10 protein-coding genes are annotated in these 12,682 nt (G+C 50.1%); 3 read left to right on the forward strand and 7 right to left on the reverse strand.

Annotated elements, in window-relative coordinates; translation table 11 throughout:
• Nucleotides 1-3: 3 nt before the first annotated feature.
• On the forward strand, nt 4-2,193 hold the full coding sequence (locus AAHB90_RS23100) for a TonB-dependent receptor plug domain-containing protein (protein ID WP_342087610.1): 2,190 nt from the start codon (nt 4-6) through the stop codon (nt 2,191-2,193).
• Nucleotides 2,194-2,205: 12 nt separating this feature from the next.
• On the opposite strand, the gene AAHB90_RS23105 is transcribed toward AAHB90_RS23100, so the two are convergent.
• From AAHB90_RS23105 to AAHB90_RS23135, 7 genes are all read right to left on the reverse strand, one after another.
• Complete coding sequence (locus AAHB90_RS23105) at nt 2,206-2,394, reverse strand: hypothetical protein (protein WP_342087611.1); 189 nt, start codon at nt 2,392-2,394, stop codon at nt 2,206-2,208.
• 8 nt (nt 2,395-2,402) lie between these two features.
• Nucleotides 2,403-2,888, reverse strand: a complete 486-nt coding sequence (locus tag AAHB90_RS23110) for a hypothetical protein (protein WP_342087612.1) — start codon at nt 2,886-2,888, stop codon at nt 2,403-2,405.
• A 57-nt stretch (nt 2,889-2,945) separates the two neighbouring features.
• Complete coding sequence (locus tag AAHB90_RS23115) at nt 2,946-4,430, reverse strand: SusD/RagB family nutrient-binding outer membrane lipoprotein (protein WP_342087613.1); 1,485 nt, start codon at nt 4,428-4,430, stop codon at nt 2,946-2,948.
• 12 nt (nt 4,431-4,442) lie between these two features.
• On the reverse strand, nt 4,443-7,658 hold the full coding sequence (locus AAHB90_RS23120; RefSeq protein ID WP_342087614.1) for a SusC/RagA family TonB-linked outer membrane protein: 3,216 nt from the start codon (nt 7,656-7,658) through the stop codon (nt 4,443-4,445).
• A gap of 135 nt (nt 7,659-7,793) precedes the next feature.
• The gene (locus tag AAHB90_RS23125) at nt 7,794-8,720 is read right to left on the reverse strand and encodes a nuclear transport factor 2 family protein (RefSeq protein ID WP_342087615.1); all 927 of its coding nucleotides are present in this window, start codon (nt 8,718-8,720) and stop codon (nt 7,794-7,796) included.
• 232 nt (nt 8,721-8,952) lie between these two features.
• On the reverse strand, nt 8,953-9,801 hold the full coding sequence (locus AAHB90_RS23130; protein ID WP_342087616.1) for a CHRD domain-containing protein: 849 nt from the start codon (nt 9,799-9,801) through the stop codon (nt 8,953-8,955).
• 139 nt (nt 9,802-9,940) lie between these two features.
• Nucleotides 9,941-10,915 (reverse strand): hypothetical protein, encoded by a 975-nt coding sequence (locus tag AAHB90_RS23135; protein ID WP_342087617.1) that lies wholly within the window; start codon nt 10,913-10,915, stop codon nt 9,941-9,943.
• A 185-nt stretch (nt 10,916-11,100) separates the two neighbouring features.
• Between AAHB90_RS23135 and AAHB90_RS23140 the strand changes: the two genes are divergently transcribed.
• Together AAHB90_RS23140 and AAHB90_RS23145 are read left to right on the forward strand one after the other, a co-directional pair.
• On the forward strand, nt 11,101-12,162 hold the full coding sequence (locus tag AAHB90_RS23140; RefSeq protein WP_342087618.1) for a sensor histidine kinase: 1,062 nt from the start codon (nt 11,101-11,103) through the stop codon (nt 12,160-12,162).
• Between the two features lie 12 nt (nt 12,163-12,174).
• On the forward strand, nt 12,175-12,666 hold the full coding sequence (locus AAHB90_RS23145; RefSeq protein WP_342087619.1) for a hypothetical protein: 492 nt from the start codon (nt 12,175-12,177) through the stop codon (nt 12,664-12,666).
• The last annotated feature ends 16 nt before the right edge of the window (nt 12,667-12,682 follow it).

A 12,682-nucleotide genomic window follows, 5' to 3' on the forward strand; every position in this document is an offset into this window, starting at 1 on the left:
CCAATGCATATCCAGTTTTACCAAACCGCCCGCACTTTCGCCAGCGGGACAATTCTCTCAATTTTAGGAATTTCAGCCGCCTTCGCACAAGAAAGCATCCCCGACTCCTCGAACCGGAAACTGCTCGATCCGGTGGTCGTAACAGCTACCCGTTTTGACACCAAAAAGGAAAAGATTGCTCAAAAGCTGGACATTATTTCCAAAGAAGATATTCAAATGACACCGTCTGCGGACCTGACCGACATTGTCAGGAAAACGGCGGCTGTGGATGTAATCCAGTACCCCAACTTGTCTTCGGGCATCGGTATCAGGGGTTTCCGCCCGCAATTTTCGGGTTTAAACCAGAGGACACTACTGCTCATCGACGGACGTCCTGCCGGCGCTACCAACCTTTCGCAGATCAATTTAAATGGCATTGAAAGAATTGAAGTTCTGAAAGGGCCGGCATCGTCGCTGTATGGCTCACAAGCGATGGGCGGCGTGATCAACGTTATTACCCAGCGTTCCAAAGGTACGCCCACAGGAAATGCATTTCTGGAATATGGCAGTTTTAAAACATTGCAGGCAGGGCTCAATACCGGTGGAAATATTACCCCGAAACTGGATTATGATTTGTCATTCAGCTATCTCGAAAGGTCCAAAGATTACAAAATCGGAGAAGACAATTGGCTACGCAATGCTTTGGGCTACAAACATGGCCAGAAGAACTACGCTGACCGTCCCGTGACAAAAACCGATGAAACAACTGGTGACGGTTCACGGCGGCCATTCACCAAGTTGCATTACTTCTCGGGTGCACTGAGGCTGGGTTATCAGATCAGTGAGCACTGGCGTGTGGACGTGCGCGGAGAGCAATTCCAGGCGAGGGATGTGGAATCACCCGGTGAGCTCTCGTCGGGAAGTACGGAAGCGAGCACCAAAGATGTTGACCGCCAGGCCCTGGACATTGCCTTAACCGGGCAGATCGGGCAGCACAGTCCGAGCGTAAAGGTGTATACATCGGAGGAAAACACCCGGAATTACACGCAGAATGTATCAGGCAAGGCCGTTATACCGTTCCGTTCCGCACAAGGGCATAATGCATGGAAAGGCGTCCAGGTAAAGGATGTATGGAAGCTCGGCCGGCATTCGGTGATTTTAGGTTACGATTACCTCAACGCGTCCACCAACAGCCGCCGCTGGACCAACGATACCACCGAGCGTGCCCCTACCCAACCCGAGTACGCATTGATTTCCAACGCATTCTTCGGCCAGGCATTGCTACATTTCGGCAATCTCACATTGCAACCCGGCATCCGCCTCGATCACATTACGTTCGACGTCCGGGAAACGCCGTTGCTGCCTACCTACAAGGCCGGTAAAAAAACGACCCCATTCACCAGCCCAAGTCTCGGTATTACCTATGCCCTGCTGCCATCGCTCCGGGTAAAAGCAAACATCGGGCGGGCATTCGTCACTACCGACGCATACAGCGTGGCCGGGTACAATGAAATCCGCGATTCAAAAGGGCGCATTGCCATCACGGCCGGCAACCCCGACCTGAAAAACGAAAGCAGCCTGAGCTGGGATCTGGGACTGGATTTCAATAAGCCGCAATCCGGTTTCGCAGCCAACGTGACATTTTACAGTACGAAAGTCGAAAACCGCATTGCCAAAATTATCAAAGTCGTGAACGAACCGTTGGAAAACGGAGATGTTATCACCTCCCGTGCGACGTTTGTGAATGCGGCCGATGCGGAAATCACTGGTCTTGAAACCGAGCTGTCTTATGATTTTGGGGCAAAAAGCGATTATCGATATTCATTGAAAGCATTCTGGAACGGTAATTCCATAATCAAAGCAAAAGAGCTCATCGTTGGCACGGACGCATCCGAAATACGCCGCGACATTCAAAACGTTGCCCGTAATACTTTCAATTTTGGATTGGCTTATGATAATTTAAAATGGCTGCAACTGAGGCTTTCAGGAAGGGCTATCGGAACGAGAACGGACATTGACTACACCGACCCCATCAATCCTGAAATCGAATATCCGCAATACATGGTGCTGGATTTCGTCGCCCAATTCAAAATTTCAGGCGGCCATACCATTACATTGAAACTAAACAATCTGACCGACGAAAATTACTACGAAAAACGCGGCTATAACCTACCCGGGCGGGCGTTGTCGGTGCGGTACCTGAAGAGTTTTTGATTTAATGAAAGCCTACTCGGTCTTATCGATCGATTGGGCTTTCTCTTTTTCAAGTTCGGCCTTTCTAGCTAGGGCCCAACTACTCATCCATTGAATATCTTCTTCTGATCTGGGACCGTTCCATATCATCATCGGACCTTTCGGATCTTCATCCTCTGATAAAACTGTCCTGCGTTTAGTCTTTTTCAATTCTGGTTCCATACCTAAAATTAAGCATTTTTAAAGTATAAATCAATCAATTTCTTTGCTGCGACAGGCTCAATAGTCATTCTCAACCCGAAGATATTTCTTGCGCCGAGTCGCTGATAGTAAGGCATCAATCTGTTCTTTGCATCAAAATATATGAACCCGTCCAGGCCCTCGTCCTGAGATACTTTGCAACACAACGCAACGATAGCTTTTCCAACACCGTTATATGCGGGTTTTCCATGCTTGTTCGCATTGCAAATTTCCATGTTTGCGCATTCTAAAATACCAGGCGTCGGTCTGAAAGCGACCAAGCCCTGTATCCTATGGTCGTTCCGAATTTGAAGTTTATATATTGAATAGTATTTGCTGAGGGTCGGAAAATCAAACTGAAAGTCCGCTCTTGAAGCTACTAATTCTGGCCGAGTCGCAGGTGATGCCACCGCATTTACTTTTTCGCCGGTTGCATTGAAGGTAAAAGCTGATGATAGTGTGTATATTTTTTTCATGCGATAAAATTACCCAAAACGGTCGCAACGAAAAGAGAGGTTGCGACCGTTTGATAATCAGTATTTATCCCACCAATTCTTCACCCCCTTACTATTTCTGCCTCCTAACTTCTCCAATGCGGTGCGATAATGGGCACCATTGAGAGATGCTTCGACGAGCGGGTAACTCATGCGTTTTGAAATGTCGGCAACGTCCGGGTCCAGGGAGCCATCGGCGGGGAGCGCGAAGATGGCCTTGCCAGTGATTGGATCCTTAAAATCAAGGCGCAGGCGTTCCAGCCAGCCCTGGATGCCCTGGGTGTACATCGCTATCCATTTCTGCGAGCCGATACTGTCCTTCCATTTGGCGGCATTGTAAGGCACTTTTTTCAAGTAGGCAGTGATGTTTTCTTCACCTATGCCTGCGAAACGCATGGATGCCGCGATACCTTCCTGATAATACTGCGCCGCCGTTCCCGTGAGCCCCACTTTCAGCTCGCGGGCCTGTATCTCGGCAAGCATGAATTTCACCTCGGCCAGATCGAGCCAGATCGTTGGGGCGGTGGCTCCCACGGCATAATCGGCTGGCAGGCTCACGAGCGTCGGATCACCGTTAGAACTGGCATTGCTGCTTTCCTGGCCGTATACTTCTCCTACATAATTGTTGGTATTGAGAAGCGGCTGGGCGAAAACCGGCAGTCGCGGGTCGCCATATTGTTTGAGATAATCGATAAAGGGCTTCGACATCGAGAAATCCACACGCACCTTGAAGGACTGGTTCATAGGGTTGTTGTTCGGAGGCGACGACAGCCAACGGAACAGCGCACTCTGATCCTGCGTAGTGATGATGCCCCCATTGGCCGGATCGAGCGCCTTTTTGATAGCTTCGGTGGCCTCAGCGGGCTTCACGTCGATCATCCGTAAGGCAATGCGTAGCCGCAATGAGTTGGCGAAGCGTTTCCAGGAATCCACGTTACCTCCATACAAAACATCTCCCGTGGCATAGCCTGGCTCGGTTGCGTCCAGCGTTTTCACCTGCTCGTCCAGCGTAGCCAGCAGACCGCCATAAACCTCTTCACCGGTGCTGTACGAAGGCGTAACGTCATCGGTATTCAATGCTTCGGCATAGGGAATGGGCCCGCCGTAGATGTCGGTGAGGAAATGATAGGTATAGGCCTTCATGATCTCCGCAATAGCAAGGCGGTTCTTTTGGCCTGGCAATTGTGAGCCCTTCTCAATCTTCTGCGCTTCATGCAGTTCATTCAGCACATCGGTATAAAAGGTGTTCCACATGATCTGGTTGACATTCTCCCTGATCTGGTAGCGGCTCTCGTCGGAATAGTAGGTGGACGACCAATACTGCGCGTAATACATTCCGAAACGGCCGTTGTTCCACTCGTCGGTAATATTGGTAGAAAAATTGTACTGGGCATTGGTGAGCAGCTGTGCCGATGTGGCCTCGTCGGCACGGTTAGGGTCTGTGTTGATTTCCTCAAAACCGTCGGTACAAGCCAGTGCCGAAGTGAGCAGCATTGCCGTGGTTATTTTCCTGATATTTTTCATTGCTGTTTTCATTTAAAATCCAAAAGAAACATTCACGCCCATCGAGCGCACGGAAGGCAATGCGCCGCCTTCAAGCCCCTGCCAGTTGGAAATGGAGTTCGTGATCGCAGTCGGGTCGACATGCTTGGAATTCGACTTGATCAACCACAGGTTGCGGCCGGTAAGCGAAACACGCACTTTGGTGAAAGGTGTTTTGGAAACCCATCCGGCCGGGAAACTGTAACCCAGGCTGATTTCGCGCAGGTAAATATACCCGGCATCCACCACGTCGATTGAATTGATATTATACCCGCCGTTTCCATTGCTGCTGTAATGATCGCGCGCTGAAATCACCACGTCGTTGGGTGTACCGTCCTCTTTCACGCCTTCGGCAATGATGCCGTCTTCGCGGATACTTCCTGCTGCGGTCTCTTCCAGGATACCGGTTTCACGACCAAACATTTGCGTGGTCGAGAAAAAGCTGCCGCCTTTCTGGAAGTCGATCAGCGCCGAAAGATTGAAACCCTTATAACGGAATGCATTGATAAGGCCACCCGTAAACGTCGGCAGCACCGAGCCAAGTACCTTCTGCTCGTCCGAGCGCAGGTAGACGCCCTCTTCGTTCACCACCTTCTGTCCCTTTTCATTATACACAAAATCATAACCTACAATGGAGCCGAACGACTCCCCTTCACGCGCTTCGAGCTGTACGGCGAACGACGCGTTGGCAAGCACCATGGTTTTCTGGTCGGTGGTCAGCCGGACGATCTTGTTGTTGTTCTTCGCCCAGTTGAAGGTCACGTCCCATTTGAAATGCTCGGTCAAAACAGGTGATGCATTCAAACTAAGCTCGATGCCTTTGTTTTCCAGTAAGCCCGCATTTACATACTTGTAAGTGGCACCCGTTGCGGCCGAGCGGCTCAGGGGGATGATCTGGTTCTTCGTGCGCCGGTTGTAATACGACAAGTTCAGCCCTAATCTGTTGTTAAACACCTTCATTTCGGTGCCTAGCTCATATTCCGAAGTGATTTCCGGCTTCAAATCCGGGTTAGGTAATGTGTTAGGTACCGAAACGCGCGAATAGGTCCCGAAAGGCTGATAAAGCAAGTATGCAAGCGTCACATTATAAGGGTCTGTGTCGTTACCCACCTGCGCGAGTGCCCCGCGAAGTTTCAGGAAATTCAGCCAGCTGGCATCCATCAGGCTGGATGCGATCCAGGACACCGACCCCGAGGGATAGAAATACGAATTGTTCTTCAAAGGCAAGGTAGACGACCAGTCGTTCCGCGCGCCCAGGTCGAGAAAGATCATATCCTTGTAACCCAGCGACGAGCTGGCAAATACCGAATTAATGCGCTTTCTCGTCTTCAAATCCGTGATATCCGGACGCCCTATCGATGCTTCGAGACTGAATACATTTGAGCTCAGTCCGTCGACAGTCTTTGAAATGAGCGTCGAGCCGGTACGGGTCATGCGGTTCACACCGAGGTTGGCATTCCAGGAAAAGTCTTTGTTGAAAAATTTATTATAGGAAAGCAGCCCCTGCACATTGTTTTCAAGATGGCTGTATTTACTCAGCCAATATTGCGAAGTATACTGCGAGCCGATCGCGACCCGCTCCTCTTGCGTTTCAAAGTAGGTATCCGTCATGTATTTTGCCTCCGCGGTAAGTCCTTCGGCCAGTTTATAGCTTGCAGCCAGGTTTCCAAAAACCCGCGTGCGGCCGTCGCTCTCGTAGTTTTTGTGCCTTACCCAATACGGGTTGTTGGAGTAGCGGGGCGTAGGGTTGAACCACGAGCTGCGGTTCCATGTAAGCTGTGTACCGTCAGGGAGTTCATACTCCTTCATTTTATTAAAATCGATCTGCCGCTGGCCCCATTGGGTAAACTGCACCATCACATTCCCGCCGTCATCGCCGTACCCAGTCCCCGGCCTGCCCTTGGCCGAATGCGTCACAAAGTTCGCGGCTCCTGAAATCGTCAGATTTTTGATCGCCTCGTAGCTCGCATTAATGCTCGCATTATGACGCACGAGTTTGGAATTGGGTAGGATAAACTTTTGATCAAAGTTTGAATAGGAAATGCGGTAAGAGCCTTTGTCGGTAGCACCGTCGAGCGAGACGTTGTGGTTAAAGGTGCCTCCGGTTTCAAAAAAGCTTTTGATATTGTTCGGCTGCGCGTTCCATGCCGCCACTTTGCCAAAGTCAGGGTTACCGCTGTCTTTGTCCCAGCTCCAATAGGGCCGGTAAAGTTGTCCCTCGAATTTCGGCCCCCACGATTCGTCCGTGGCGTACTGCGGCAACAGGTCGTATGGTCCCAGACCGTCATTATCGTCGTAACTACCCTTGCGATCGGCCGGAAATGCATCGGGATTCTCCTTGTAGTACAATTTCTCAAATTCATAGCCACCGCCATACTTATTCTGATACCGAGGCAGTTTGTAAACTTTATCGATATTATACCCAAATGTGTAGCTCAGATTCGGCTTTCTGGATTTGCCGCCCTTTTTGGTAGTGATCACGATCACGCCGTTCGAGCCGCGGCTTCCATACAGGGCCGTGGCTGCGGCGCCTTTCAGGACTGTCACATTTTCAACGTCGTTGGGGTTTAAATCCTGGATAGAATTGCCGAAGTCATAACCGCCCGCGCCCCGCTGCTGTTCAAGCGAATTGGTATTCCGGTTTTCCATAGGCATTCCATCCACGACGAAAAGCGGGTTATTATTACCGTAAATCGAATTGATGCCCCTGATATTGATCTTCGCCGAGCCGCCCATCGACCCCGTGTTGCCCGCCACCTGCACGCCTGCGAGCCTGCCTGAAAGCGAGTGGACGAGGTTGGCTTCACGCACGTTGCTCAGTTCTCCCCCATCCAGTTTCTGCGCGCCGAAACCGATCGACTTTTCCTCGCGCCTGATACCCAGGGCCGTTACCACCACTTCGCCCAGTTGCCGCGTATCCTCGGCCAGTCCAACATCCAGCTGCGAGCGGTTGCCCACCTTTACTTCCTGTGTTTCAAAACCAATGTAGCTGAAAACCAAAACGGTAGTATCACTCGCTACCTTAATCGCATACGCCCCGCTCCCATCGGTCTGCGTACCGGTATTCGCGTACTTAACCTTGATACTGACACCCGCCAATGCGGTTCCATCGTCCCGGGTGGTCACCGAGCCGGTCACCATCCTGTCCTGTGCGATCGCATGCATTGCCGGCAGCAAAAACATGCACCATAGTGAATAGATATTTTTCATGGAATATATGGATTGATAAAAAATACGCATGTGTTGCCGGCGGACGGGACGCGGCAAGTGGGCGAAGCAATGCAGCGGGCGCAATGCTTCCGTTCACCGGCTGTACGGCCGGTGTGAAAATGAATGCGTTAAATTTTAACGAAACAGACTAACCTGCTCGGCAACGATCTTCCAGCCTTCGGGCCGGTGCTGCCAGACGCGGGTAAAGAATCCCACAACAGCTTTGCCGTCTTTCACGGACTTTGTCTTGCCGAAACAATAAGCAAGGTCGCCCGCTGTGGAAATCCCTTGTCCAGATCTGATAAATTGGTATGATTGAATTTGCTGCTGCGCTAGTGTACCAAGAGCCTCTGCTTTGGTTTTGCCAAATGGCCGGTCGCTTCTCAGCAAAACGACCTCCTCAGCCAAATACTGCTTATAGGCCTGATCGGCATCCTTTGCCGCCGCTACCGAAAACGCATCTTCGGCCTTCCAGGGTTGCGGGTCGCGATCGTCAACTTTTGGAATCGGTAAAATATAGGCATATGCCGTATTACTCTTCGGTTCGGGATCGCGCTGGAATGCTTCGGCTGCATTTTTTTGAGAATGGATCACCCCGCCATCCAGCACCACCTTGAATTGCCCGGCGCTATTCTTCTTCCACACCGAAAAAAAGTAGCCAGAACCTGCCGCAGTCTGTGCGCGATCGGCAAAAAACTGGAATGGGCCCGATGTAAAACCCATATCGCCTCCCGGGGAAACGTGACCAATAACCGGGTACCATTTCAAAAGATCTTTCCCGCCTTTGGGCGCCTGGCCGTATTGTGCGATGCCGTTCACCGCGCTCTCTCCATTGAATATGACTCCGGAACTGTCCAGATAGGCCAGAAAGGCGGTCGGTACATCCGTTTCCACCGCTTTTGCGGCGAACGCTTTTTCTTCCCGGATCAACAAAGAAAGATCAGGATCGATCTGCTGTGACCATCCACTATATACGCAACCCAGGCACAATGCAACGCAAAGCAGCCCGCTTTTGGAAAAATACAGGGCAATAGCATGGAGAATATGTACGGGTCGGAACATGCGGAACGATCTAGTCAGGAGTTATTACACAATGATACAGCATCTTACGGAATTGCAAAAGCAGGCACGTCGGCTTGTCGACCAACGACCGTTGCTATCGGCCAATTCCATTTGTAGCATAAAAACGTCTTAATAATTCAGATTACGCCGTTCGTCTTTAGTATTCTGCTTTTAAATAAAGAATCCCGCCCGGATACAGCGGGCGGGATTGTGTTGTGGCTTGTTACAAAAATCAGAACACGATCTGCGCGCGGATTTCTCCGCCCGGATGAATGATATTATGGATATTGAAATAATACAGCCCATTGAGCAGCTCCGTTTCCTTGATCATCACTCCGTCCACTATGACCGAATTCGAATATTCGCCGGAGAGGGTTTTAGGGAAATTCGTAAAAAAGTCGTGTTTGACAGGCGCATTGGCGCCAGGAGCGGCCGTTCCATGAATATGCGAGCCGGTCGGTGTTGCCGTGAGGTCTTTCCATTTAATGAAATAGCTCAGCAGATGGGTCGTTTTGTTATACATCACATCCACCGTTCCCGTCGCGCTAGTAACCACGGGTGGCACCTGCTGCGATCCTTGGAGCGGCAAACCTTTGGCAACCACAATATGCGGCTGGTCATAAAACTCGATCTGGCCGCGGATCTCACCGCCCGGGTTAGCCGGTGTGTGGATATTGAAATAATACAGCCCATTGAGCAGGTCGTTTTCATTGATACTCACCCCGTCTACCAGTACCGACGATGAAAAGGTGCCCGTCTGGGTTTTGGGGATTAGTGAGAAGAAATCGAATTTAATGCCAGCATTGGTACCTCGCGCCGCCGTCCCGTGTATGTGCGCGCCTGTGGGAATGCCGGACAAATTGGCCCAGTTAAGCGTAAATGTGAGCATGTGCGTAGTTTTATTATAAGAAACATTGGCCCAGCCGGTCGCCTGTGTCTGCTTTGCCGGGAGCTCCTGCGAACCGCTGAGCGGTAAACCGTCCTGTCTTACAACATCCTGCGGGGTATCGTGGTCGTCGCATCCTGCAAACAGCGCAATGAGCAGCCATACCAATCCAAATTTGCATAGAACTTTCATCATTTGGTTTTATTGGGTTAAGTTGAAAGATTTGTATAAAGCATTCCTCTAAAATTACAATTAATTCAACACATTTCTGGGAAATGCAGATCAATAAAACGTTAAGAAATAGCGACTTGCTGATTTGGGCGTGAGGGCGGGGCTATATGTTATATGGTTTCCCGAAACGACGCCACCATAGCGTCGACAAAACGATGGGAAAGCAATAGGCGACCCAGAAAAACCTGCCGTCGGTGTGCGCCGAGAAAAGAGTGTAAAACCAGAGTAAATATCCTCCTATCGTCCCGACCCAGAGAGGCAATTCTTCTTTCCATGCACTTTTTACCGCCCCGCTGAACCTGGTCAGGTAATAGCAGCACAAGACGCCGGGAATACCGAAACTCAGGACCGAACTCAGGTAAGCGTGCAGGCGCGTGAAGTTATCGACGATACGCCAGGTAATCGGTTGCCAGAAAAGCACGGGGGTATCGCCATGACCATTAGGAATATATTTCTTTACAAGGCCCCAGGTCACCAGATACAGCAATAGCCCGGCTGCCGCCGAATAGTACCAGCGGTTGTCCTTTCGGGCAAAGGCGTAGGCCATCGCCACAGGGATCAGGAGTGCGATTCCTTCCTTAGCGATGGCTCCGAGAACCACGGCAAGCAGAAAAAGCAGGTGATTTTCTTTATAAATAGCATACGTTCCGACGAATATCATTAGCAGGACTCCGGAATCGACATAGCCGATTGTGCTGTAATAAAATGTCGGGAAAGAAAATACGAACATATACAGTCCCACCCAAACCAGGTCACTATCCAGCCCGAAGTGTTCCAAAAGCTTGTAAAGAAACCAGATCGAGGCGAGCAGAAAAACGACATTGACGATATTGATGGATGTCATCGGATCGAACGGAAGTGGCGCAGCTGCGATGGTCACAAGCAGGCGTTCGTTAAAAGGGGCCTGTAAATGAAAGGCCACGGGGGCACCTCTCAAAAATTCTACGTTCCCGATGTAAAAGGCCGCATCTCCGAGCGAACGTTTTACCAACAAATCATTTCGGTTGAAGCGCACAGCGACGACCAGAAAAAAACAGATAAGCAATGCAGCAGGAGTTCGCAAAAATTTCAAAAGCATCTTGATAAATTAAAGCCTTAAAGACAACCGGATAAGTGGTTTCGAAATTAGTGAAATTTTAAGGAGGATGGCGATTATGCTTTTCCTCTACTTTTTGGTGCGTTGGTCGAAATAATTTCTGCTGCTGCATTCTTTTCTGTTCATTTACAGTGATTATTCAAAGCACGCTTATGGAAACGCCCTTCATGGAAAAGCAAGTCCGGCTTCCTCTCTCAAACCGCACGGTTACAGCCAAATATGCGCTGGTGCATGCTTGTTACTGGCTGCTCGTCACGGGTTTTTTCCTATACGAAAAGCGTTATCTGATTTATAAGGCAAGTCTCAATTATTTTACGATTTGCGTGGTGGCCCGCGTGGCGCTGCTGATTGTGATCGCCTACCTGAACCTGCATTATTTTCTACCCAAATATCTTTTAAGAAAGAAGTATGGCCGCTATTTCGGGCTGGTACTGCTGTCGATCCTGGGTTATCTGTTCATACAATCCCTTTTTGACTATTATCTATACGGCTACGTAATCGGCCCGATGCGGAACAGCAATATCGCAGAGGCTATTTCCTACAATTTTTTCAGCACACTCTGGTACCTGGCGCTGATGGTCGCCCTGAAACTGAGCATCGACTGGTATGAGCAGCAGCGTATCCTGCAAAAGATCCTCGTCGAGAAGCTCAATGCGGAGGTGAATTTTCTGCGCTCGCAGGTAAACCCGCATTTTCTTTTCAATATCCTTAACAACCTGTATGCGCTGACTTTGAAGAAATCAGACCTGGCGCCGGAAGTGGTACTGAAATTATCGGAAATGATGGAATACATGCTCTACGACAGCGACGACAGTACCGTTTCCCTCAACAAAGAGATCAGCTACCTGCATAACTATATCGAACTCGAAAGAATCCGCTACGACAACAACCCGGATATTTCCCTGGAAGTAGCCGGTAACCCGGACGGCAAGGAAATTGCCCCGCTGTTGCTGCTGCCGCTAGTCGAAAATGCGTTCAAACATGGTGTGAGCCGCAAATCCGATAAAGGCTGGCTGCACGGGAAGATTCGGGTTGGCCCGACGGCGCTTCAAGTGACGATCGAAAACAGCAAATCGAACGGGGCATCCAAGGATAGCAAGGGAGGCATTGGCCTGGCCAACCTTCGTAAGCGGCTGGAATTGCTATACCCGTCGCGCCACAGCCTGCGGATCGATGATCAACAGGAAAGTTTCAGTGTTTTTATGGAAATCAATCTTGCCAATGCATAATCAGAACCTGTCATGAAAAAATTTATCTGGCTTCCGCTTTTGCTGCTAACAGGCTGGGCAAGTCCGCGGGTCATCTCACCTGAACCCGAAATATTTGTCGCCGCCACGCCCTGCGATGCCGTTCCGAGACAGCTGCTGTCCATCCCGGCCGATCTCGATTGTGAAATGATCAAATGGCGCCTCACGCTCCGCCGCGACCCGCGCAATCTCGGTCGCGACGACTTCAAACTCCAATACACCTACGGTATGACCAAGCCCGGCACACAGGGATTCATGAACGACGGTTTCAGTACGGAAATTTCGGGTAAATGGGTGGTTTCAAAAAACCCTGGCAAAACTCCGGGCAAGCAGGTTTTCACGTTGCAAACAACTACCTCCGAAGTTCCTGTTACCCTTCTGCAAATGAGCGACCGTATGCTGCATTTGCTTGATAGGCAGGGGAATTTAATGATAGGAAATGCAGGTTTTAGCTATACTTTTAACAAACAGGGCACCAATCTGTAACAAAATCAACTGTTAG

This window comes from Dyadobacter sp. OTU695 (assembly GCF_038440355.1).
Lineage (GTDB): Bacteria > Bacteroidota > Bacteroidia > Cytophagales > Spirosomataceae > Dyadobacter.

Bases quoted from the DNA above. Each gene is read 5' to 3' on its own strand.
- AAHB90_RS23145 (WP_342087619.1), top strand. From the start codon at position 12,175: ATGAAAAAATTTATCTGGCTTCCGCTTTTGCTGCTAACAGGCTGGGCA.
- AAHB90_RS23100 (WP_342087610.1), top strand. From the start codon at position 4: ATGCATATCCAGTTTTACCAAACCGCCCGCACTTTCGCCAGCGGGACA.
- AAHB90_RS23115 (WP_342087613.1), bottom strand. From the start codon at position 4,430: ATGAAAAATATCAGGAAAATAACCACGGCAATGCTGCTCACTTCGGCA.
- AAHB90_RS23130 (WP_342087616.1), bottom strand. From the start codon at position 9,801: ATGATGAAAGTTCTATGCAAATTTGGATTGGTATGGCTGCTCATTGCG.
- AAHB90_RS23140 (WP_342087618.1), top strand. From the start codon at position 11,101: ATGGAAAAGCAAGTCCGGCTTCCTCTCTCAAACCGCACGGTTACAGCC.
- AAHB90_RS23110 (WP_342087612.1), bottom strand. From the start codon at position 2,888: ATGAAAAAAATATACACACTATCATCAGCTTTTACCTTCAATGCAACC.
- AAHB90_RS23105 (WP_342087611.1), bottom strand. From the start codon at position 2,394: ATGGAACCAGAATTGAAAAAGACTAAACGCAGGACAGTTTTATCAGAG.
- AAHB90_RS23125 (WP_342087615.1), bottom strand. From the start codon at position 8,720: ATGTTCCGACCCGTACATATTCTCCATGCTATTGCCCTGTATTTTTCC.
- AAHB90_RS23135 (WP_342087617.1), bottom strand. From the start codon at position 10,915: ATGCTTTTGAAATTTTTGCGAACTCCTGCTGCATTGCTTATCTGTTTT.
- AAHB90_RS23120 (WP_342087614.1), bottom strand. From the start codon at position 7,658: ATGAAAAATATCTATTCACTATGGTGCATGTTTTTGCTGCCGGCAATG.